The 22,324-nt window shown below is 71.4% G+C and carries 22 protein-coding genes and 1 riboswitch; of the genes, 13 read left to right on the forward strand and 9 right to left on the reverse strand.

Annotation, left to right across the window (positions count from 1 at the left end; translation table 11 throughout):
- Nucleotides 1-124: 124 nt before the first annotated feature.
- Both R0145_RS15350 and R0145_RS15355 read left to right on the forward strand, forming a co-directional pair.
- A complete protein-coding gene (locus R0145_RS15350; protein WP_317837749.1) occupies nt 125-583 on the forward strand; it encodes a carboxymuconolactone decarboxylase family protein in 459 nt (152 codons plus the stop codon).
- 378 nt (nt 584-961) lie between these two features.
- Entirely contained in the window at nt 962-1,546 is a 585-nt protein-coding gene (locus R0145_RS15355; protein ID WP_317837750.1) for a TMEM165/GDT1 family protein, read from the forward strand.
- Here the strand turns inward: R0145_RS15355 and R0145_RS15360 are convergent.
- The gene (locus tag R0145_RS15360; protein ID WP_317837751.1) at nt 1,508-2,482 is read right to left on the reverse strand and encodes a rhomboid-like protein; all 975 of its coding nucleotides are present in this window, start codon (nt 2,480-2,482) and stop codon (nt 1,508-1,510) included. The two genes, R0145_RS15355 and R0145_RS15360, sit on opposite strands and share 39 nt — an antisense overlap.
- A 248-nt stretch (nt 2,483-2,730) precedes the next feature.
- Here R0145_RS15360 and R0145_RS15365 point away from each other — a divergent pair, with 248 nt between their 5' ends.
- Together R0145_RS15365 and R0145_RS15370 are read left to right on the forward strand one after the other, a co-directional pair.
- Nucleotides 2,731-3,105 carry a hypothetical protein gene (locus tag R0145_RS15365; protein WP_317837752.1) on the forward strand — a complete coding sequence of 125 codons (375 nt, stop codon included), beginning with the start codon at nt 2,731-2,733 and terminating at the stop codon, nt 3,103-3,105.
- Between the two features lie 217 nt (nt 3,106-3,322).
- A complete protein-coding gene (locus R0145_RS15370; protein WP_317837753.1) occupies nt 3,323-3,925 on the forward strand; it encodes a GNAT family N-acetyltransferase in 603 nt (200 codons plus the stop codon).
- Nucleotides 3,926-3,949: 24 nt separating this feature from the next.
- Here R0145_RS15370 and R0145_RS15375 read toward each other — a convergent pair whose 3' ends face one another.
- The 3 genes from R0145_RS15375 to R0145_RS15385 form a co-directional block, all read right to left on the reverse strand.
- The gene (locus R0145_RS15375; RefSeq protein ID WP_317837755.1) at nt 3,950-5,020 is read right to left on the reverse strand and encodes a winged helix DNA-binding domain-containing protein; all 1,071 of its coding nucleotides are present in this window, start codon (nt 5,018-5,020) and stop codon (nt 3,950-3,952) included.
- Between the two features lie 105 nt (nt 5,021-5,125).
- Nucleotides 5,126-5,452, reverse strand: coding sequence for a GNAT family N-acetyltransferase (locus R0145_RS15380; RefSeq protein ID WP_317837756.1), 327 nt, complete (start codon nt 5,450-5,452; stop codon nt 5,126-5,128).
- 259 nt (nt 5,453-5,711) lie between these two features.
- A complete protein-coding gene (locus R0145_RS15385; protein WP_317837757.1) occupies nt 5,712-8,072 on the reverse strand; it encodes an ArnT family glycosyltransferase in 2,361 nt (786 codons plus the stop codon).
- 268 nt (nt 8,073-8,340) lie between these two features.
- Between R0145_RS15385 and R0145_RS15390 the strand changes: the two genes are divergently transcribed.
- A complete protein-coding gene (locus tag R0145_RS15390) occupies nt 8,341-9,090 on the forward strand; it encodes a response regulator transcription factor (protein ID WP_317837758.1) in 750 nt (249 codons plus the stop codon).
- A gap of 224 nt (nt 9,091-9,314) precedes the next feature.
- Nucleotides 9,315-10,787: a HAMP domain-containing sensor histidine kinase gene (locus R0145_RS15395; protein WP_317837759.1), complete on the forward strand. Its 1,473-nt coding sequence runs from the start codon at nt 9,315-9,317 to the stop codon at nt 10,785-10,787.
- Here R0145_RS15395 and R0145_RS15400 read toward each other — a convergent pair.
- Nucleotides 10,777-11,199, reverse strand: coding sequence for a VOC family protein (locus R0145_RS15400; protein ID WP_317837760.1), 423 nt, complete (start codon nt 11,197-11,199; stop codon nt 10,777-10,779). The genes R0145_RS15395 and R0145_RS15400 overlap by 11 nt on opposite strands.
- 107 nt (nt 11,200-11,306) lie before the next feature.
- Between R0145_RS15400 and R0145_RS15405 the strand changes: the two genes are divergently transcribed.
- From R0145_RS15405 to R0145_RS15420, 4 genes are all read left to right on the forward strand, one after another.
- On the forward strand, nt 11,307-13,235 hold the full coding sequence (locus R0145_RS15405; protein WP_317837761.1) for a penicillin-binding transpeptidase domain-containing protein: 1,929 nt from the start codon (nt 11,307-11,309) through the stop codon (nt 13,233-13,235).
- Nucleotides 13,236-13,340: 105 nt separating this feature from the next.
- Nucleotides 13,341-13,766 carry a VOC family protein gene (locus tag R0145_RS15410; protein WP_317837762.1) on the forward strand — a complete coding sequence of 142 codons (426 nt, stop codon included), beginning with the start codon at nt 13,341-13,343 and terminating at the stop codon, nt 13,764-13,766.
- A gap of 49 nt (nt 13,767-13,815) precedes the next feature.
- Entirely contained in the window at nt 13,816-14,244 is a 429-nt protein-coding gene (locus R0145_RS15415) for a VOC family protein (protein ID WP_317837763.1), read from the forward strand.
- An 89-nt stretch (nt 14,245-14,333) separates the two neighbouring features.
- Nucleotides 14,334-15,656, forward strand: coding sequence for an NAD(P)/FAD-dependent oxidoreductase (locus R0145_RS15420; protein WP_317837764.1), 1,323 nt, complete (start codon nt 14,334-14,336; stop codon nt 15,654-15,656).
- A gap of 66 nt (nt 15,657-15,722) precedes the next feature.
- Here the strand turns inward: R0145_RS15420 and R0145_RS15425 are convergent, their stop codons facing one another.
- The 4 genes from R0145_RS15425 to dnaK all read right to left on the reverse strand — a co-directional run bounded on the left by R0145_RS15425 (nt 15,723) and on the right by dnaK (nt 20,028).
- Nucleotides 15,723-16,157 (reverse strand): heat shock protein transcriptional repressor HspR, encoded by a 435-nt coding sequence (locus tag R0145_RS15425; RefSeq protein ID WP_317837765.1) that lies wholly within the window; start codon nt 16,155-16,157, stop codon nt 15,723-15,725.
- Complete coding sequence (gene dnaJ / locus R0145_RS15430; protein WP_317837766.1) at nt 16,157-17,308, reverse strand: molecular chaperone DnaJ; 1,152 nt, start codon at nt 17,306-17,308, stop codon at nt 16,157-16,159. The genes R0145_RS15425 and dnaJ overlap by 1 nt, the downstream gene beginning before the upstream one ends.
- 156 nt (nt 17,309-17,464) lie before the next feature.
- Complete coding sequence (grpE, locus tag R0145_RS15435; protein WP_317837768.1) at nt 17,465-18,160, reverse strand: nucleotide exchange factor GrpE; 696 nt, start codon at nt 18,158-18,160, stop codon at nt 17,465-17,467.
- On the reverse strand, nt 18,157-20,028 hold the full coding sequence (gene dnaK / locus R0145_RS15440; RefSeq protein WP_317837769.1) for a molecular chaperone DnaK: 1,872 nt from the start codon (nt 20,026-20,028) through the stop codon (nt 18,157-18,159). Before dnaK ends, grpE begins: the two co-directional genes overlap by 4 nt.
- Nucleotides 20,029-20,331: 303 nt before the next feature.
- Nucleotides 20,332-20,395: riboswitch (guanidine-III (ykkC-III) riboswitch) on the forward strand.
- An 11-nt stretch (nt 20,396-20,406) separates the two neighbouring features.
- Here dnaK and R0145_RS15445 point away from each other — a divergent pair.
- The 3 genes from R0145_RS15445 (at nt 20,407) to R0145_RS15455 (ending at nt 22,242) form a co-directional block, all read left to right on the forward strand.
- Nucleotides 20,407-20,721 (forward strand): multidrug efflux SMR transporter, encoded by a 315-nt coding sequence (locus tag R0145_RS15445; protein WP_317837770.1) that lies wholly within the window; start codon nt 20,407-20,409, stop codon nt 20,719-20,721.
- Between the two features lie 2 nt (nt 20,722-20,723).
- Nucleotides 20,724-21,065, forward strand: a complete 342-nt coding sequence (locus R0145_RS15450) for a multidrug efflux SMR transporter (protein ID WP_317837771.1) — start codon at nt 20,724-20,726, stop codon at nt 21,063-21,065.
- A 148-nt stretch (nt 21,066-21,213) separates the two neighbouring features.
- Entirely contained in the window at nt 21,214-22,242 is a 1,029-nt protein-coding gene (locus tag R0145_RS15455; RefSeq protein ID WP_317837772.1) for a phosphotransferase enzyme family protein, read from the forward strand.
- Nucleotides 22,243-22,324: the final 82 nt, after the last annotated feature.

Consider the following 22,324-nt stretch of genomic DNA (forward strand, 5'->3'; position numbering starts at 1 on the left):
TGCCGTCGGGTCGGCTGGGTCACATCGGCGGTCGACGCCGAGGGCTTCGTCCCGGGCCGGCCCCCGCTGCGGCGATCGACCCGACAGGGCCACCGCAGTCCGCGCCCGCACTAGGCTGACCAGCATGGCGCGCTTCTACCTCGACAAGTCCGACCCCGCGAGCTGGGCCGCTGGCAACGCCTGGTCCGACACCATCCAGCGTGCGGTGCACGCGGCCGGTATCCAGCTCGCCGTGATCGAACTGATGAACCTGCGGATCTCGCAGATCAACGGGTGCGCCTACTGTCTCGACGTCCACGCCCGCAAGGCCGCCGGCGCCGGCATCACCGCCCAGCAGCTCGCCGTGTTGTCCGCCTGGCGGGAGGCCGAGGAGATGTTCACCGACCTGGAGCGCGCTGCGCTGACCATCGCCGAGGCGGCCACCGTCCTGCCGGAACCCGAGGTGCGGAAGGCGGAGCTGGCGCGCGCCCGCGCGGCGCTGACGGACGAGCAGTTCTCCGCGCTGCAGTGGTCGGCGATCAGGATGAACGTCTACAACCGGGTCTCCATCCTGAGTGAGCATCCGGTCCGTCCCCGGGAGTGAACTCGGACGTGACGGGGCGGACAAGACCGGCGACGAGACCGGGCGGACGTGACGGGGCAGCCCAATCCCACCTGCGGGTTTCGCCCGCGCACTTGTACTGGTAGTCAGACACAAACGCGCGGGCGAAAGGCACCCGTGGAATGAAGGGTAGAGCCCCTGTGGCCCCGCGGTTTTCGGGATCCTGCCCCGCCGGGTAGGATGGCCGGTGAAAGGGAGTAGTCCCCGAACTGTCACGTCGACATACTGGCTCCTGCCCGGCGTGACGGCCATCGATGATGGCGGACGAGACTTTCGGCCGTTTTGCCCCCCATCGGACGGGGACGGTCGGAGCCATCCCTTTCCGGGCGGCCCGTGGCCGTGCCCGGAGAGGACCCTCTCGTGAACGCCCTGCTCCTCAGCATCGCCGTCATCTTCGTCGCCGAACTCGGCGACAAGAGCCAGCTGATGGCGATGACCTTCGCCGCCCGCTACCGCCCCCGCGACGTCCTGATCGGCATCAGCATCGCGACCGCCATCGTCCACCTGGCCTCGGTGGGCATCGGCTTCTTCATCGGCGACGTGTTCGGCCAGTGGCAGGGCGGCATCGCCGTCGTCGCCGGCATCGCCTTCCTGGCCTTCGCGGTGTGGACGCTGCGCGGCGACGAACTCACCGAGGCCGAGGCCGACAAGGCCCGCAATGCCAAGGGATTCTCGCTGGTCGCCGTGGGCACCGCGTTCCTCCTGGCCGAGCTCGGCGACAAGACCATGCTCGCCACCATCACCCTCGCCACGCAGGAGAACTGGTTCTGGACCTGGATCGGGTCGACGGTCGGCATGGTTGCCGCCGACGCCCTGGCGATCCTGGTCGGTTTCATCCTCAAGCGCCGGCTCCCCGAGAAGGTGATCCGGATCGGCGCCGCCGCACTGTTCGTGCTGTTCGGACTGCTACTGATCGGCGAGGGCACCGGCGTTCTGGGCCGCTGAGCCGACCCGGGACGCCAGCACGGCGTCTACGGTCCCGGCGGAGCGTACGGTGCCGGCGGAGCGTACGGGCCCCGGCGAGCCCACGGGAACCGGCGAGCCCACGGGAACCGGCGAGGCCACGGGCCGGAGCGGCCGCACCGACGCGGAAGACCGCACCGGCCAGGGCCTCCGCCCGGAGGCCGGCCGCCACGCGAACCGCTCGCCGAGAGTGTCCAGCTGCGCCACCGGCCACCCGGTCGGTGCCGGCCGGTGCAGGAAGACCGGTCCGATCGCGAACCCGATCGCGGCCGCCAGGATGTGCCCCAGCGAGGTGAATCCCGGCGTGAGGACCGCCGCCTGCACCAGGTAGGCGATCACCAGGCCCGCCCACACCGGACGCCACCGGCCCCGCAGCCCGTATGTCCCCACCGCGGCGACGCAGAAGAAGGCGTAGCTGGCGCCGACGTCGATGGTGTTCACGACAGTCGCCGGCACCCGTCCGGTGCTGACGCCGACCGACAGCAACACCGCCACCAGCAGGGTGGCGCCGATGTGCCCGGCCCAGAACACCAGCAGCCAGGCACGGGTCCCGATCCAGTGCTCGACCGGGGCCGCGACCAGCGTGAAGAGCACCAGCCAGCCGATCATCTCGGCCGGCGTGGCCCAGAAGGCGCTGCGCACCAGCACGGTCATCGGCTCGGACTGGAGCTGGTGCAGGTTGGTGCTCATGTCGCGCAGCAGCGCAGTGGTGAGCCGGCTGCCGGCACCGGCCAGGATCCAGGTGGTCACCCCGAGGACCGCCAGCGTGACGAAGGTCGCCGGCGCCGTACGGACGTAGCGGACGATCGCCGGGCCGCGGCGCAGCCACAGGGCGTGCAGCCGGCGGGTGCCCGGCCAGTCGCGGCCGACGGCGAAAGTCGCCAGCCCGATGGCCACGGCGACGACGAGTGTGACCATGAGGGCTCCCGCGGCTCGGACGTACGGAACGCCTCCATCGTGGGCAGCACCGACAAGAGGCCGATGAGAGGTTCCCGTGCGGTTCCTGTGCGGAGGGGAGGATCCCCCAGCGGACCCGGAGCCGGCCGATGCCGAGCACCCAGAAGTCCCGGATCCACCGCTCCGGCAGGGCCGACACGCCGGGGTCGCGGCCTAGCCTTGAACCAACGCAGCCGGTCCACCCGGCACATCATCACGGGAGCACTGACATGGGATTCAACTTCGACGAGGCCAAGAAGAGCCTGGAAGAGACCCTCGACAAGGTGGGCAAGGTCGTCAAGGAGGCCGTCGACCAGATCGACGACGTCATCGAGAAGGGCCGCGAGACGCTGAGCGAGAAGCTCGAGCCGACGCAGGAGGGCGAAGCCGCCACATCGCCGGAGGGGGCCGCCGGCACCACCACCGCCACCGCCGAGAAGCCCGGCGCCGAAGGGGCCACCGCCGAGGAGGCCACTTCTGGGGAGGCCACCACTGACACCGACGAGTCCGCCGCGGACACCAGCGAGTCCGCCACCCCTGAGTCGGCCACTCCTGACGAATCGACGCCGTCGGACGAGCCCAAGCCGGACGACTTCACCATCTGACCCCACCGTCTGACCCCTCCGGATCCGTCACTCACCGGCGGGGCCCACCCCGCCGGTGTCGCCCGCCGGACGCGCACACGGACCATGCGGAGCCCGGGCCTACCATCGGCCCATGGTTCCCGTGGTCCGTGATGGCGTCACCCCCGCTGTTCCGTCGGCTCCCGCTGCGTCGACCGTACGGTCGGCTCCCGCTGCATCACCTGCGCCCTCGGCGCCCATGGCTCCGTCGGCGTCGACCGCCACCACCGACTCGCCCATCGCCGCCGTGCCCACCACGGCCGTACCGGGACAAATGATCATCCGCGACGCCATCCCCGCCGACGCGGCGGCGTGCGCCGCGATCTACGCCCCCTACGTCGACGACACCACCATCACGTTCGAGGAGGTCGCCCCCTCGGTGGAAGAGATGGCCGGCCGGATGGCGAGAGCGGCTACAGACTGGGCGTGGCTCGTCGCCGAGGTCGACGGACGGGTGCTCGGCTATGCGTATGCCGGGCGCTTCAAGGAACGCGTCGCGTTCCGCTGGTCCTGCGAGACCAGCGTCTACTTGGCCGCCGACACCCGCGGCCGAGGCCTCGGGAAGCTGCTCTACACCACGCTGCTCGACCGGCTGACGCAGCGTGGCTACCGGACCGCCGTCGCGGTGATCACCCAGCCCAACGAGGCGAGCATGGCGCTGCACCGGTCGTTCGGCTTCGAACAGGTCGCCCTGCTCCCCTCGATCGGGTTCAAGCACAACGCCTGGCGGGACGTGGTGTGGCTGCTCAGGTCGCTCGGCGACGGTCCGGTGCCCGACCAGGCACCCGCCGAGCCGCGCTGAATCCACCGCGTCGCCCCCGGCCTCTCAGCCGGCCAGTTCCAACGGCCGCCCCTCGAAGTCGGCGAGTCGCTGCGCCTCGGCCGCGATGGCCTTCCGTTGCCGTGCCGTCACCGACGGGCTGAGGTCAAGGCTGACCCTGGTGGTGGCGCCTGTCGCCCGGCGCTGCCACAGCCCGACCTCCGCCAGGTCGCAGATCACCACCCCGCCGCCGACCCGGGCGTACGTGGGCGGTCGGTCACCCTTGGGATGGCCGGGGACCCGTTCCCACGAGGGTGCCAGGTAGGTCAGCGTGGCCTCGTCGAAGGTGGGCAGCAGGTGCGCCCGGCGGGGCCGGGTCCCCTCCGCCACCGCGGTCGGGTCCCACCACAGCTCCACCCCGTCCACCGTCGCCGAGGACAGCCCCAGGTCTCCCAGCGCCGACCTGACCTCGGCCTGTGTCACCGCCGCCCAGCGGGTGAGTTCCTTTACGCTCGCCGGTCCGTGGCCGGCGAAGAACCGGGCGGTGAGGTCGCGGACCAGGTCCTCCCGGGTGCGCTCCGGGACGGTGGGGATGAGGTCGTCCATCAACACGTACGTGTGCTGGCCGTCCGCCGAGGGCCCCGAGACGATCAGCTCCCGCAGTTCGGCGACCAGCAGCAGATGGCCCACCACCTGGCCCTGTTCCGGGAATCCGGTCGTCGGCAGCAGCGGGTGCAACTGCCGACGGGTCAGCGGTCCCTGCGCGGTCAGCGTCTCCCGCAGCACCGCGAAGGCCCGCTCCAGCACTGCCTCGGTAATCCGCAACTGCCGGTGCCGGGCCCCCATCGACCGCTCGATCCGGGCAGCACTGAGCGCCAGCAGCCAACGCAGGTCCTCGGGGAGCACATAGTGCCAGGTGGGCCGCAGCACGTGGGTGCGGACCAGCCGGCCCTCGTCCACCGCCCGGCTGACGACGCCGTCGTCGGCCGCGGAGCGCATCCCGATCGACCAGCGGGCCATCGGGGCGTCCTGGGACTGGACGGCGAGCGCCTCACCGACGACCCGCACCGGATCGGCGGGAGCCGCGGTCAGCCGCTGGGTGACCAGCCGCTGGGCCAGCAGCGTCGTACGGTCCATGCCGCCTCCTGTCCCGACACACGGCCCCCGGTGCCCCACCGCCGAGCAGGGATGATCAGCGGTCGCCGGGCGGTGACCCTCAGTCCGGTCGCCGGGCAGTGATCCTCAGTCCTGCTCGACCTGCTCCTGCTCCTTGCGGCCATGGCCCTTGTAGAGCATGTCCAGGTAGTCGGGGTGACGATGCATCCAGCCGTTGATGAACGGGCAGATCGCCAGCACCTCACGGTCGCCCTCGGCCCGGACCTCGTCGAGCGCGGTCCTCGCCAGCGCCGACCCGACCCCCTTGCCCTCGAAGGCGGGCCGGGTCTCGGTGTGGGTGAAGACGATCAGGTTCGTCGCGAGCTGATACTCCGCGAACCCGGCAAGCTCGCCGTCGACGCGGGCCTCGTAGCGCCCCTCGGACTCGTTGCGGGTGACAATGACCTCGGTCATGCGGACATCCTAGCCACCGCCTCCGACGCCGCCCGGGCTGCGCACGGTATCCCAGGCCGAGGGAGGCTCGCCTCAGCATCCCGGACCGAGGGGCGCTCGTCTCGGCGCTGACATGGGACCACGCCCGTTCCACAGGTACGTTTCGCCTGCGCACTTGTGCTCGACTACCAGCACAAGTGCGCAGGCGAAACGCGCAGGCGACGCACGTGGTCGCGATGTGGACACCGTCCGCAGGACGGTGCCGACCGCACCTCGGCTGTCAGGACGTCGGCGCGGTGAGGTCGTAGACGGTGGCGGTGCCCACGGTCTGCGCCGTGTAGTGGGAGGTGACCCAGCTGGAGATCTCCGAGGCGGCGGACGATCCGCCGTTCTGCTGGCCGCCCATCCCACCGGCGATGAAGTAGTGGATCCGGCCCTGGGCGACGTACTCCTGGAACTGGGCCAGGGTCGGGCTGGGATCGGATCCGTTGAAGCCGCCGATGGCCATCACCGGGAGCTGGGTGGCGAGCTGGTAGGACGCGGCGTTCTGCGAGCCGATGCTGGCGGCGACCCAGGTGTAGCGGGAGGCGTCCGCGGTGAGCAGGGTGGTCATCTCGGAGGAGACCTGCGCACCCTCGAGCAACCCACCGGCCCCGCCGGCACGACCGGCGCCGACTTCGCCGAGACCGCCGGTCTGGCCCATTGGTCCGGCGCCGAAGGCGGGCAGCTGACCAGTGCTGCCGGTGCCGTTCTGCGTACCGGTGCCAGTGCCGTTCTGCGTGCCGGTGCCGGTCTGACCGAAGCCACCCGGAGGCATCCCTTGCGCGCCCTGGCCGGGACCACCCTGCGAGGTGCCGCCCGCCGTCGTGCCGCGGGTCCGGTTGAACCCTGCGGCGCGCCCGGTCCGACCGGCGCCCCCCGGGCCGCCGTTGCTCACCGGTCCGGCCGTGACGATCGACCCGGTGTGCGGGGTGGCCGCGGTGTCCAGGGCGTACGCAGCCGGCCCGACCAACGCGGCGGCCAGCGCGACCCCCACCACGGTCGAGCGCAGAGCCCGGCCGACGACGCGGACCGCCAGCAGCGCCACCGTCGCCAGGGTGCCGAGCAGCAGGACGACCCAGCGCAGGGTCAGGTAGAGGCCGGAAGCCTCGCTGAGCAGCACGATCGCCCAGACGGTGGTCAGTGCCATCGTCCCGGCGAGGACGATCCGGCCGGCGAGGGAGTTGCGCCGGCCCCACACCACGTAACCGCCGAGGGCGAGCAGCGCCCCGATCGCCGGGGCCAGCACCACGGTGTAGTAGTCGTGGTAGATGCCGGCCATGAACGAGAACACCACCATCATCGTCACCAGCCAGCCGCCGAACGCGATAATCGCGGCGCGCAGCAGGTCGGTCCGCTTCCGGCCGTGCAGGAAGACCAGCGCGGCGACGCCGAGGACCAGGGCGGCGGGGATCAACCAGGACACCATGCCGCCGGAGACTCCGGAGAACATCCGCAGCAGCCCGGTCTCCCCCCACATGCCGCCGCCGGCCCCACCGCCGCCGAAGCCACCGCCCCCGCCGGTCACCGAGCCGGTCTCGTTGCCGGTGATCCGGCCGAAGCCGTTGTAGCCGAAGGCCAGCTCGAGGATCGAGTTGTTCTGCGATCCACCGATGTAGGGCCGCAGCGACGCCGGGGTCAGCTCGACGACCGCGACATACCAACCGAACGACACCACCATGGCGGCGAACGCGTAGAGCAGGTGCCGGATCCGGCGGCCCCACCCGGTCGGTGCCGCGACCAGGTAGGCGGCGACCAGCGCGGGCAGCACCAGGAAGGCCTGCAGCATCTTGGTGAGGAAGCCCAGGCCGATCACCACCCCGGCAGCGACCAGCCAGCGCGCCCTGGCCCGTTCGGCGGCGCGCAGGGTGAAGTACGTGGCCAGGATCATGCAGAAGGTCAGCAGCGCGTCCGGGTTGTTGAACCGGAACATCAGCACGGCGACCGGGGTGAGGGCGAACACCGCCGCACCGACCAGGGACGCGACGTGGGCGCGGAGGGTCAGCGGGATCCGGGCCCCGCCCTCGCCACGGGTCAGCACCCGGCGCAGGGTGGCGTAGATCAGGCCGACCGAGGCCACCCCGAGCAGCGCCTCGGGGGCCAGGATGCTCCACGAGGACAGCCCGAAGAGCCGTACGGACAGCCCCATCAGCCACAGCGCAGCCGGCGGCTTGTCGACGGTGATGGCGTTGGCGGCGTCGAGGGAGCCGTAGAACCAGGCCTTCCAGTCCGTGCCGCCGGCCTGGGCCGCGGCGGAATAGAAGGAGTTGGCCCAGCCGGAGCCGGACAGGCCGTAGAAGTAGAGCACCGCGGTCCCGGCCAGCAGCAGGACCACCGAGGCGGCGACGATCCCGCGGCCGATCGGGACGGAGGGCACCTCCGCCTGACCGCCCCCGGAACCGGAACCGCCGGTCCGCGGCAGGACGCCGGTCGGACCGGAGCCACCGGGCCCGCCGTCGGCACGGCCGGGACCGGAGGGCCCGCCGGGGCCGTCCGGGTCGCCCGCCCCTCCGGTCGGGCCGCTGGTGGTGTCGGTGCCGGTCCAGGGGGCCGCGACGTGCGGCGGACCGGCGAAGGTCGGCAGGGCGTTGTTCGCAGTCATGCGACGACGGTCGCCCGACGGTGTGTGTCGGCACGCAGCCGACCCTGTGCCGGTTCTGTGGAATCCGGTGACCGGCACCACCCGACCAAATCCCGTGCCGGAGCGACGGTCGCCGGCTCACAGACCCGGCACAGGCTGCGTACGCCACCGGCACACCAATCACGGGTGCCATGGTGGACGGCTCCTGTCCGCCGCCGGCGAGCCGGGGCCGAACCTAGACTGGCACCACCACCCGCCGCCGTACGCGGCCCGATCGCTGGGGGACGGCATGAGCACGCACCAGAACTTCGCCGCACTCGCCGAGGTGCTGCCGAAGCTGAGTCACCCGGACGGGTCCCCGATCCGGGCCCTCGTCGTCGACGACGAGGCGGTGCTCGCCGACCTGGTCGCGATGGGTCTGCGGATGTGCAACTGGGACGTCCGGGTCTCCCACGACGGGCTGGACGCGGTCGAGCAGGCCCGGACGTACGCCCCCGACGTCCTTGTCCTCGACTGGATGCTGCCCGGCCTGGAGGGCGACGAGGTGCTGGCCCGGATCCGCCAGCACTTCCCCGAGGTGCCCTGCCTGTTCCTCACCGCGAAGGACAGCGTCGAGGACCGGATCACCGGCCTGGTCCGCGGCGGCGACGACTACGTCACCAAGCCGTTCGCCATCGAGGAGGTGCTGCTGCGGCTGCACCGGCTGGTGGAGCGATCCGGGGCGGCCTACCAGGACTCGGCCGAGCTGGTGGTCGGTGACCTGACGATGAACGTGGAGACCCGGGAGGTCACCCGCGGCGGGGACGACATCGACCTGACCGCCACCCAGTTCGAGCTGCTGCGCTACCTGATGGAGAACCCCAAGGTGGTGCTCACCCGCGGGCAGATCCTCGACAACGTCTGGCACTACGACTTCGCCGGCCAGGCGAACATCGTCGAGCTCTACATCTCCTACCTGCGCAAGAAGATCGATGCCGGTCGCGAGCCGATGATCCACACCGTCCGAGGCGTCGGCTACGTGCTGAAGCCCGCCGTCTAATGGCGGCGGACCCGACGACACCCGCCGCCGGCCCCAGGAGCCTCGGTAAGCCGCAGCGGCCGGGATTCCTGCGGCCAGGCGGCACGGCTCTGCGGGCCGACTCCTCCACGACACCGCCCGGTCCGGGCCCCGCCACGCTCGCCGGTGCGGCCGCGCCCGGAGCGGACCGACATCGGCGGCGATTCAGCCTGACCACCCGGCTGGTCGCGGTGATCCTGGTGATCATGGCCGCCGTGCTCGGCGTCTTCGGTGCGGTCACCGTCGCGGTGATGCACCACAACCTCACCCAGCGGCTCGACTCCGACGTCGAGCAGGCGGCCCTGCGGTCCCTTTCGTACGCCCGCCCGGCCCAGCACGACGGCGACGACCACTACCGCAACCCGATCGACGCTCCCGGCCAGCCGACCCGGGTGCTGACCCTGGTCCGCGATTCCACCGGGAATGTGGCGGCGTACTACCGGGTCCCGGACGGTTCCGCCGCCGCGCTGAAGGTGGCCGATGTGCAGACGATCGCCGACGCCGGCCTGCTGACCCCCAGCGCGGGAACGGTCCAGCAGACCGACCCCGAGGCCACCTCCTCCCGGCAGGCCAGGCCGCAGACCGTCCGGCTGTCGATCGGCGAGTACCGGATGCTGCCGCTCACCGTGGTCGACACGTCGACCGGATCCGTCCAGGTGGTGGTGACCGGGCTGCCGACGTCCACCGTGGACGGGCCGGTGGCGTTCCTCACCCTGACCGAGGTGATCGGCGGTGCGGCGGCGCTGGTGCTGGCCGGGCTGGTGGCGACGCTGGCGATCAGCCGCTCGCTGCGGCCGCTGGCCCGGATCTCGAAGGTGGCCACCGATGTGGCGGCGATGCCGCTGGAGACCGGCACCGTCGACCTCAGCGGCCGCCGGGTGCCGGCTGACCTGGCCGAACCGGGGACCGAGGTCGGCAACGTCGGCCACGCCCTCAACCTGCTGATCGACAACGTCGACGACGCGCTGACCGCCCGAGCGCGCACCGAGCGCCAGCTCCGCGCCTTCGTCGCCGACGCCTCCCACGAACTGCGGACACCACTGGCGGCGGTCCGCGGCTACACCGACATCCTCCGGCTCACCGAGGAGCTCAGCCCGGAGGGACGGACCTCGCTGGGCCGGGTGGAGTCGCAGACCGACCGGATGACCGGACTAGTCGAGGACCTGCTGATGCTGGCCCGGCTCGACGAGGGACGTACGCCCACCTTCGTCGACCTGGACCTCAGCGAACTCGCCGTCGAGGCAGTGCTGGACGCCACCGCAGCCGGGCCGGACCACGAGTTCACCTGCGAGGTCCCCGACGAGGCGATGACGGTGCACGGCGACAGCCGCCAGCTGTCCCAGGTGCTGGCCAACCTGCTCTCCAACGCCCGCAAGCACACCCCGGCAGGCACCACGGTGAACACGGTGGTCCGCCGCGCCGAGGACGGCTTCGTCGAGGCGACGGTGACCGACGACGGTCCCGGCATCGACCCGGCCTTCCTGCCGCAGCTGTTCGACCGCTTCGCCCGGGCGGACACCTCCCGCAGGTCGACCGAGGGCAGCACCGGGCTCGGCCTGGCCATCGTCCGCGCCGTCGTCGAGGCGCACGGTGGGACGGTGGCGTGTACCTCCCGGCCCGGGGAGACGGTGTTCACCGTCCGGATCCTCCCGGCCGGGACCGCCGCTGTCAGGCCCTGAGTCCCTTGGCGTACGCGGTCGCGTGCCGCGGCTGGTAGAGGAGCATGTCCTCGGCGCCGGGCACCTGGACCGTCACCGCCAGGCCCCAGCCCAGGTCCTGCGCCTCACCGGTGAACACCGCGCCGCGCCCCGCGAGCTCGGCCATGGTGTCCGCCAGGTCGTCGCACATCAGCGAGATGCTGTGGTGCTGCGGGGATTCGTACGTCGTCCCCTCGTTCTCGGCGTGGGTCGGGTGGACGGCAATCTCACAGGGACCGCCGGCGAAGACCAGCCAGTCGTCGACCGAAGCCTCGTCCGTCTCGGCGTCATAGGCGGAGACCGACACCGACTCCAGCAGCAGCACGTCACGCAGGAAAGTCCGGGTCGCGGCGGCGTCGTCGGAGTAGATGAGCAGGTGCATGGCCGTGATCATGGGCTCATCGTGCCCCCTCAGCCCGCACCCGCGCCACCGGAAAGTTCATGCTGACCGCTGCCGGAGACCCGTTGACCATGACCCCACGGGTGGCGAAGACTGCCGGAGTGCCCCCCACGTCCCGCCCGTTCCGGCCGTCCCGCAGGTCCCGACCCTCCCGCCTGTCCGGCAGATCCATCGGGTCACGGCTGCTGCTGCCCGCCCTGGCCCTGGTCCTGCTGGCCACCACCGTCGGCTGCGGCCCGCTGACCCGGTGGGGCCTCGACCCGGAGGTGACCGCCCTGAAGAAGGGCCTCGAGGCCGGGTCGCTGGCCGGGCTGCGGACCAGCAACGGCACCGACGCCGGGGCGGAACTGACCACCCTGACCAGCGGGATGGACGGTCTGAGGCCGCAGGTCACCCCCGGCACGATCACCGTCAACGGGCAGAAGGCATCCGTCCCGCTGACCTATGACTGGGTCTTCCCGGCCGGCACCTGGCACTACGACGCCACCGCCACCTTCACCCGGACCGGTCAGGGCTGGGCGCTGGACTGGGCACCGAGCGTGCTGCACCCCGCCCTCACCTCCACCACCCGGCTGGTCCACCGGCGCACCCAGGCCGCCCGGGGACAGATCCTCGGCAGCGGCGGCCTGCCGATCGTCAAGGAACGCGACGTCTTCGTCCTCGGCCTGGACAAGTCGACCGTCGCCGCCGGCCAGGTGGACGACTCCGCCCGGCGGATCGCCCGGGCGCTCGGCATCGACGAGCAGCGCTACCTCGACCGGGTCCATGCCGCGGGCAGCGTCGCGTTCGTCGATGCGCTCACCATCCGGGCCGAACGGGCCCAGGTCTCCCAGGACTTCCTCGCCACCCCGGGGGCCCGGATCCAGCGCGACGTCCGCCAGCTGGCGCCCACCGCGACCTTCGCGCAGGGCCTGCTCGGCTCCGTCGGGACCGCCGACGCCGCCCGGGCCCAGGCGTCCGGTGGCGCGATCCTGGCGGGCGATCCGATCGGCGTCGGTGGGCTGCAGGAGCGCTACGACACCCAGCTGCGGGGCAAGCCCGGCGACCGGGTGGTGATCGTCCCCCGCGACACCCCCGCCGGGCAGGTCGCCGACCCGCCGGCGGTGTTCAACGCCACCGCGACCTCCGGCGCGGCCCTGGAGACCACCCTGGACCCGGACCGCCAGACCCGGGCCGAGCAGGCACTGTCCTCGGTCAAGGGCTCCGCCGCCCTGGTCGCGCTGGACACCTCCACCGGGGCCGTCCTCGCTGCGGCGACAGCCCCGGACGACGGGGCGAACCCGACCGCGACCTTCGGCCGGATCGCCCCCGGATCGACGTTCAAGATCGCCACCAGCCTGGCGCTGCTGCGCGCCGGGCTCACCCCGGACAGCGCCGTCAGCTGCACCCCCTCGGTGACCGTCGACGGGCGTACGTTCACCAACTACTCCGACTTCCCCAGCAGCGGTCTGGGCCAGACCACCCTGCGCGGTGCGGTGGCGAACTCCTGCAACACCGCGATGATCGGCCTGCGCGACCGGATCACCCCGCAACAGCTCACCGACGCGGCGGCCAGCCTCGGGCTCGGCAAGGACCACGACGCCGGCTTCCCGGCCTTCTACGGCTCGGTCCCGGCCCCGGCGAACACCGTCGGCGGTGCCGAGGCACTGATCGGGCAGGGCCTCGTCGAGGCCTCCCCGATGGCGATGGCCGGGGTCGCTGCCTCGGTGGCGAGCGGGCACACCGTGGTCCCCTACCTGCTCCCGTCGCAGCGGCCGACGGCGGACGCGGCCCCGCTCACCGACCAGGAGGCCACGAGCCTGCGGTCGATCATGCAGGCCGTGGTCGACCAGGGCACCGCCGCCGGGATGCGGGGCACCCTCACCGGCGCGAAGACCGGCACCGCCGAGTACGGCACCGACACCCCGCCGAAGACCCACGCCTGGATGATCGGTTACCGCGACGGGATCGCGGTGGCCGTCTATGTCGAGAACGGCAGCTCCGGCTCGGCCGCCGCCGGGCCGATCATCAAGGCCTTCCTCGGATCCTGACCCCCGGGCCCGACCTCGGGACGTCCTGACCCGGGCGCGTTCCACTGCCCGCAGGGCGATACGGCGACGTATCGAAAGTTGCAGAGGGCGACCTAAGCTGGTGTCATGACGCCACCCTGCCTGTCATCGATCACCTTGGGGGTGCGTGATCATGCCCGTTCCCTGGCCTTCTACCGTGCGGTCGGGTTCCGGGTGCTGGCCGATGACGAGCGCGGCACCGTCCTGGCGGCCCACGGCCTCCGCCTCATCCTCCGTGGCTGGACCGAGCTCGCCGACGACTTCGGCGTGGCCCCGGAGACCGGTGGGTTCCGCGGCAGCCACCTGACCCTCCACCTCGCCGACCAGGCCGCGGTCGACGGCACGTACGACACCTGGATCACCGCCGGGGCGATCGGCGTCCGCCAGCCGGCCGCCAAGGACTGGGGCGGCTACGCCGGCGTGGCGGCCGACCCGGATGCCCACCTGTGGGAGATGAGCTTCGCTCCCGGTATCGCGACCGTGCTGGCACTCCCCGACGGGCAGGACGCGTGATCCCGGTCACCGTCACCGCGACCGGCCTGTCGGGACTACGGTGATCGGCATGCAGCCACGCCTGTCGATCGTGACCCTCGGGGTGAAGGACCTGGAGCGGTCGGCGCAGTTCTACCAGGCCGTCGGCTTCGAGGCCCGCCGCGGACCGTCGGATGTGATCCTGTTCCAGACCATCGGGCCGATTCTGGCGCTGTCGAGCTGGGACCGGCTCGCCGCGGAGGCCCAGCTGTCCCCCTGTGGTGCCGGATTCCGCGGGCAGCGGCTGGTCTCCCACTTCCGCACCGACGCCCAGGTCCGGGAGGCGTACGAGGAGTGGCTGGCAGCGGGCGGCTACTCCGTCCGTCCACCGACCGACCGCGACTGGGGGGCGTACACCGCCATCGTCGCCGACCCCGATGCGCACCTGTGGGAGTTCGTCCACCATCCCGACCAGGATCTCGTCCGGTTCAACATGTTCGGCCAGCTCGAGCTGAGCTGATCCGGCCACCGCCCGGCGCCGGTCGTGCTGCAATTGAGCGATTGGGCGAGGACCGAGGCCGCTGGCGGCCGAGGCAGGAGGTGGTCGGGGTGGATGCCGATGTCATCGTGATCGGGGCCGGCGTTGCGGGTCTGCGGTGCGCCCGGGTGTTGGAGGACGCCGGCCTGCGCGTCCTCACCGTGGATGCCGGGCAGAGCGTCGGGGGACGGATCCGGTCCTCCCGGATCGACGGCTTCATCTGCGACTGGGGACTGATGACGGTCAACCCGCAGATGCCCGCCGTGCACCGGTGGGTGGACCTGTCCCGACTCGACCTGCACTTCCCGCTGGCTGCGCTGCTGGTCCGGCGGACCGACGGCCCGCAGCTCTTCGGCGACCCGCGCCGGGTCCCGCGGCTGCTGCCGTCAATGGTCCGCAGCCGGATGATCTCCGCGGCCGACCTCACTGCGCTGGCCCGCTGGTCGTCCAGCGGGTTGGTCGGCGGGCGGGTGCTCGACTCCGACAACGACACCACCCTGCTGGCCTCGTTGGACGAGTTCAGGGTGCGCGGCGCGCTGCGCGAGGAGTTGCTGCTCCCGGTGCTCTCCGCCATGCTCGCCGACAGCAGCGGGACGACTTCGGCGGCGTACGCGAAGTGGGTGCTGCACTCGATCCTGGCCGGCACCCCCGGGTTGCCGGCCGGGGGGATGCAGGCACTGCCGGAGCTGCTCGCCTCGCAGCTGCGCGACCCGGTCCGGCTGGAGGTGCACGCCTCGGCCGTGCTGGAGACCGGCGGCGGCGTGGAGGTGCAGACCTGGGGTGACACCCTGCGGGCCCGCAAGGCGGTGGTGGCGGTGAGCCCGGAGGCGGTGAACCAGCTGCTCCCGGTGCGCCGCCCGCGGATGCAGGGCGTGGTCACCTGGTGGTTCCGGACGCCGAGCGCGCCGTTCTCGCTGCCGGTCTTCGCCCTCGACGGGCGCGGGCCGATCGGGCCGGTGTGGACAGCGGTGGAGGTGACCAGCTTCGCCCCCTCGTACGCCCCGCCGGACAGCCACCTGGTGGCCGCGAAGACGCTGCTCGACCGGTTCGACGGGCGGGCCAGCGTCCGGGTCGTCCGCCGGCACCTGGCGGCGATCTACGGTGTGCCGACGGACGACTGGGAGGTGGTGGCGCACTTCGAGCTGCCGAACGCGGTGCCGACGCACCGGCCGCCGCTGTCGGATCGCCAGCAGGTACGGATCTGGGACGACGTGTACGTCGCCGGGGACCACCGCAAGACCGGGTCGATCCACGGCGCGATGGTGTCGGGGCAGCGCGCCGCCGAGGCGGTGCTGGTCGATCTGGGGATCATCGGGGCGCTGCCGCGGCGACGCCGCGCGCTGCCGGAGCTGTATCCGCTGCAGCCGGCCGCGAGCGACCCGGCGGCGACGTAGCGGAGATCGGAGGACGGTTCCGCGACCGGGTACACCGCTGGCCGCTGACCGGCCGCCGGCGACCGGTCAGCGGCCGGTCAGCGCGCGGGGCGGGTACGGCCGGCCCATCGAGGACCCCATCCGGACACTGCCCGACGGGTCGGCGGTGAAGAACCGGGACCCGGCCGGGGCGATCAGCGCCTCCCGGAGCCGCTCCTCGAGTTCCCGCACCTGGCCCTGCAGCTCCTCGACCAGGTCCTGCATCTGGAGGATCCGGCGGATCCCCTCCAGGTTGATCCCCTCGACCTGGCTGAGGTGCTGGATCATCCGCAACCGCTCGACGTCGCGGGGCGAGTAGCGCCGCCCCCGCCCGGACGTACGCCGCGGGGAGACCAGGCCGAGGCGGTCGTACGTCCGCAACGTCTGCGGGTGCATGCCGGCGAGTCGGGCCGCGACCGAGATAGCGAAGATCGGCGCATCCCGGTCGATCCGCTCCGGGAGCCGGCTCGACTCGGCGACCATCAGGGCTCCCGGGCGAAGAGCGCCGCGCGCGGGTTGGTCTCGCCGGCCTCGTCGGCGTAGATCAGCAGCGCGTTGCGCGCCTTGTCGGGCAGGCTGGCCGGGACCGTCACCTCGATGGTCACCAGCAGGTCACCCTTCGAGCCGTCCTTGCGGGCCACGCCCCGGCCGCGGACCCGGAACGTACGTCCGTTCGGCGTCCCGGCAGGGATCCGCAGCCGGACATGCTGTCCGTGCAGGGTCGGCACCTCGATCTCGGCCCCCAGCGCCGCCTCGGTGAAGGTCACCGGCACGGTGATGGTGAGGTTGGTGCCGCTGCGACCGAAGAGCTTGTGCGGGGTGACGTGAACGTCGACGTAGAGGTCGCCGGGGCCGCCGCCGTGCTCGCCCTGCGAGCCCTTGCCCTTGAGCCGGATCCGCTGACCGTCCTCGACCCCGGCCGGGATCCGCACCTGCATGGTGTGGGTCGACCGGCCCCGTCCCGAGCCGCCGCAGACCGGGCACGGGTCGTCGACGATCAGGCCGCGACCGTGGCAGTCCGGACAGGGCTCGGTCACCTGGAACACGCCGCCGGAGGTGGCTGTCCGCATCCCGGAGCCCTGGCAGGTCGGGCAGACCCGCGGCACGGTGCCGGACTTGGCGCCGGTGCCGGAACAGGCCGGGCAGGGGGCGTCGGAGACCATCTGCATCGAGACGGTGGTGCCCTCGACCGCCTGGTCGAAGTCGATCGTCACGTCCCCCTCGACGTCGGCGCCGCGGCGCGGGCTGCGGCTGGTGGTCCGCCGGATCCCGCCGGACCCGCCGAACAGGCCGCCCAGGATGTCGGAGAAGTCGCCGGCGCCGGAGGTGGCGTTGCGGAACAGGTCGTCGACGTTCGGGGACGCCTGGCCCTGGCCGCGGTTGAACCGGAAGCCGCCACCGAACAGGCTGCGCTGCTGGTCGTACTCCTTGCGCTTCTTCGGGTCGGACAGCACGTCGTTGGCTTCCGAGACGGCCTTGAACCGCTCGGCCTTGTCGGCGTTGCCCGGGTTGGCGTCGGGGTGGTTCTCGCGCGCCAGCTTGCGGAAGGCCTTCTTGATGTCGTCCTGGGAGGCGTCCTTCGAGACGCCCAGGACCTTGTAGTAGTCCTTCTCGAGCCAGTCCTTGGTGCTCACCGGCGCGGCCTCTCATCCATGGTGTTGGTGGTGGTGGAGTGCTCGTCGTGCTGGGGCGGGTGGGATCCGGGGCGGGCGGAAGGGGCGAGGGATCGGCGGCCCGGATGAACACTCCGGATCGGACCGCCGATCGTCCTCTCCCCCGCGTGGGGTGGGTCAGGCCCCGGTGACGGCCACCCGGGCGGGACGCAGGATGCGCTCGCCGATCCGGTAGCCGGGCTGCAGCACCGCGACGACGGTCGGCCCGTCGACCTCGGTGCCCTCGGGAGCCGGCTGGTGCATCAGCGCCTCGTGGACCTGCGGATCGAAGGCCTCGCCCGTGGTGCCGTACGCCTCCAGACCGTGCTTGGTGGCGACCTTCTCGATCTCCTCGGCGACGGCCTTGAAGCCGCCGGTGAGGTCCTCGTGGGCGCGGGCCGCACGGAGGTCGTCGAGGACCGCCAGCAGGTCCGCCAGCACCGACTCGATCCCGCTCTGGCGGGCCACGTCACGATCCCGGTCGACCCGGCGCTTGTAGTTCACGTACTCCGCTTGGAGGCGCTGCAGGTCCTCGGTGCGCTCGCGCACCTGGGACTCCAGCTCCACCACCCGCTCGTCCGCCACCAGCGCGCTCGCGTCGTCGGGCACCACGAACTCACCGGGCACCTCGCCCTCCTCTTCCTCGGGCGCGGTGTCGGCCTCCTCGGCCGCCGCGGGCTCATCGGCCGGCTGCCCCGGGGTCCCGGCGGCCTCCTCGGCCGCCGGGGCCGGGACACGGCGCTCGTACGTCTCGGGATCGAAACGGCGCTTGTCGGAGATGTGCAGGCCCTCCTGCTCCTCCGCCCCGCCGTTCACGCTCTCGGGATCGGTCACTTCTTGCCACCCTTGTCGTTCTCGTCGTCCACGATCTCGGCGTCGACCACGTCGTCGTCCTGAGCGGACGAGCCGCCGTCGCTGTCACCCTCGGCGGAGGCGGCCTGCTGCTCCTGCGCGGCCTGCGCCTGGGCGGCGGCGTACATCGCCTGGCCCATCGCGGCGGAGGTCGTGTTGAGCTTCTCCATGCCGGCCTTGATCGCCTCGATGTCCTCGCCCTCCAGAGCCTTCTTCAGCTCGGCGAGCGCCTCGTCGACCGGGGCCTTGGTGTCCTCACCGATCTTGTCGGCGTTGTCCTTCAGCAGCTTCTCGGTGCGGAAGACCAGGGCCTCGGCCTCGTTGCGGGTGTCGACCTCCTCACGACGTTTGCGGTCCTCCTCGGCGTGTGCCTCGGCCTGCTTGACCATGTCGTTGATCTCGTCCTTGCCGAGCGCCGAGCCGCCGGTGACGGTCATCGACTGCTCCTTGCCGGTGGCCATGTCCTTGGCGTTGACGTGGACGATGCCGTTGGCGTCGATGTCGAAGGTGACCTCGATCTGCGGCACGCCGCGCGGGGCGGGCATCAGGCCGGTCAGTTCGAAGTTGCCGAGCGACTTGTTGTCCCGGGCGAACTCGCGCTCGCCCTGGTAGACCTGGATCATCACCGACGGCTGGCTGTCCTCGGCGGTGGTGAACACCTCCGAGCGCTTGGTCGGGATGGTGGTGTTGCGTTCGATGATCTTGGTCATCACCCCGCCCTTGGTCTCGATGCCCAGGCTCAGCGGGGTGACGTCGAGCAGCAGGACGTCCTTGACCTCACCCTTCAGCACACCGGCCTGCAGGGAGGCGCCCAGGGCGACGACCTCGTCGGGGTTGACCGACTTGTTCGGCTCCTTGCCACCGGTCAGCTCCTTGACCAGGTCGACGACGGCCGGCATCCGGGTGGAGCCACCGACCAGGATCACCTGGTCGATCTTGGAGATGGCGATGCTGGCGTCCTGCAGCACCGAGTTGAACGGGGCGCGGCAGCGGTCGAGCAGGTCGAGGGTCATCTTCTGGAACTCGGCCCGGGACAGCTTCTCCTCGAGGTGCAGCGGCCCGGACTCGCCCAGGGTGATGTAGGGCAGGTTGATCGAGGTCTCGGATGCGGCGGACAGCTCGATCTTCGCCTTCTCGGCGGCCTCCTGGAGGCGCTGGCGGGCGATCTTGTCCTGGCCGAGGTCGACGCCGTTCTTGTTCTTGAACTGCTTGATCATCCACTCGACGACCCGGTTGTCCCAGTCGTCGCCGCCCAGCCGGTTGTCACCCTTGGTGGCCTTGACCTCGAACACGCCGTCGGAGATGTCCAGCAGGGAGACGTCGAAAGTGCCGCCACCGAGGTCGAAGACCAGCACGGTCTGCTCCTGGTCGGCCTTGTCCAGACCGTACGCCAGTGCCGCAGCGGTCGGCTCGTTGATGATCCGGTCGACGGTCAGGCCGGCGATCTCCCCGGCCTCCTTGGTGGCCTGGCGCTCCGCGTCGGAGAAGTAGGCCGGGACGGTGATGACGGCATTGGTGACGGTCTCACCCAGGTACGCCTCGGCGTCCCGCTTCAGCTTCTGCAGCACGAAGGCGGAGATCTGCTGCGGCTTGTAGGTCTTGTCGTCGATCTTCGTCGTCCAGGTGGTGCCCATGTGGCGCTTCACCGAGCGGATCGTACGATCGACGTTGGTGACGGCCTGACGCTTGGCGACCTCGCCGACCAGGACCTCACCGCTCTTGGAGAAGGCGACGACGGACGGGGTCGTACGGGCACCCTCGGCGTTCGGGATGACCGTCGGCTCGCCGCCCTCGAGGACGGCGACGACAGAGTTGGTGGTGCCGAGGTCGATGCCTACTGCACGAGCCATGTGATGTACCTCCATGGTGTTTTGACCTGCATGGTGTTTGCCCTGCATGGTGTTGTCCGAGTGGTGCCGGTGCCCGGTGCCGGTGACACCGGTCCACGCGGACCAGGGAACTGCTGTTGAGTTGAGTCTAACCGGCTCAAGGCTGACCTTGAGCCACATCCACTCAACTATCCCCCGGAGGCGGGTATTCCCACCATGGGGGAAGTCCCTGAAGTTCGTGGTCTCTGCGGCCGAGGGCCACCGCTGCTCACGGACGGTGACCTGTCCGGCGCCGGCCGACAGGAGGAATTTGCTAGGGTCCGGGACGGAACCCCCTCAGGGTTCGCGGACGAGGGAGCAGTACCCGCACGGACAAGACTGACTCGGACGGGTCCTGTCATGTCTTGGTTGATCCTCGTCGCCTCCGGAGTGATGGAAGCCGTCTGGGCCACCGCCTTGGGTGCTTCCCACGGTTTCCGGCGGCCGGTGGCCACCATCACGTTCTTCGTCTCCCTGATCCTCAGCATGCTCGGTCTTGCTCGGGCGATGACCGACCTGCCGACCGGGACCGCGTACGCGGTCTGGGTGGGGATCGGTGCCACCCTCACCGTCGTGGTCGGCCTGGTCACCGGGACCGAACGCCTCACGGTCGCCCGCTGCCTCCTGCTGGTCCTGCTGATCGGGTCGGTCGCCGGACTGAAGGCGGTGAGCTGACCATGGCTTGGGTCGTCCTGCTGATCAGCGCGGTGTTCGAGGCGGTCTGGGCGACCGCCCTCGGACAGTCCGACGGGCTCTCCCGGCCGATCCCCAGCCTCGTCTTCCTGGTGGCGCTCGCGGCCAGCATGGTCGGCCTCGGGCGAGCCACCCGGCGGATCCCGATCGGCACCGCGTACGCCGTGTGGGTCGGGGTCGGTGCGGCACTGACCGTCGGCTGGGCGATAGCCACCGGTTCCGAGACGGTCTCGCCGTGGAAACTGGTGTTCATCGGCGGCATCGTGGCTGCGGTGGTCGGACTGAAGCTCGTGGCGACGGCACCACGCGACGTTTCGTCGCGGTGACGGTGCCCGGGCTCCGGGACCGTCCCACGGACCGCAGCGAACAGTCGTGTTCCGGTCCGGTAAATGTCCCCTTCTCGGCTGGGGAACGCCCGACCGATCGGGAAGGATCGTCATATCCCGTTCCGAGCTGACGACTGGAGGAGGACCCATGATGCTCGAAACCGCACCCCTTCCCGACCTGACGTCGGAGCGACAGCTGTCCCAGCAGGTCGCCGCCCGGGCGGCCGCCGCGCACGGCTTCGGCAGCGCCGCGACGATCGAGCTGCTCCAGGTGTCGGAGAACGCGACCTTTCTGGCCACCGAGCGCTGCTCGTACGGCGACCGGTCGGCGGTGATCCGCGTACACCCCGCCGACAACCGCGACCCCGAGGCGATCGAGTCGGAACTGGTCTGGCTCGACGTCCTGCGCGAACGCAGCATCCTCCCGGCGATCCGACCGCTCGCCACCGCCACCGGGGAGCGGGTGCTGTCCTTCCCGGTCGGCGGTATGGTCCGCCACGCGGTGGCGTTCGAGACGATCGCCGGCAGCACCACCGACGAGGCCCTGCTGCGTCCCGCCGATTTCCACCGGCTCGGCCGGATCGCCGCGACTCTGCACGAGAGCGTGCGGCACATCCACCGGCCGGTCACCCGGTTCTCCTGGGACTGGGAACACACCCTCGGCACCGGAGCGCGCTGGGGACGGTGGGAGGACGGCCCGGGGATGACCCCCGCACTCGTCGCGGACATCGAGCCGGCCGTCCGGCTGCTGAAGAACCGGCTGGCGGTGTACGGCCGCGATCCCCGCCGGTTCGGACTGATCCACGCCGACCTGCGGGTCGCCAACCTGGTCGGGGACGCCGAGGGGTACACCGTCATCGACTTCGACGACTGCGGCTTCGGCTGGTTCATGTACGACTTCGCCGCCGCGGTCTCCTTCCTGGAGACCGATCCCCGGCTGCACAGCTGGCAGCAGGCCTGGACCGCCGGCTACCGCGAGGTGCGTCCGCTGTCCCGCAAGGACGAGGTGATGCTGCCGAGCTTCGTGATGATGCGGCGGCTGATGCTGCAGGCCTGGCTGGGCAGCCACCCCGATGCCACCGAGACCGCCCGGCTCGGCGACTCGTACGCCGAGGGGACCGCGGAGCTGGCCCGGATCTACCTGGCCAACGCCGGCCGGCTCTTCGCCGCCGCCTGACCGCCCGTCCACCGACCGAACCGCCAACCGGCCCGACCGCCGTCCACCAGTCCGAACCGATCACAGGCCCGAACCATTCACA

Origin of the sequence: Raineyella sp. W15-4 (genome assembly GCF_033170155.1) — a bacterium.
Lineage (GTDB): Bacteria > Actinomycetota > Actinomycetes > Propionibacteriales > Propionibacteriaceae > Raineyella.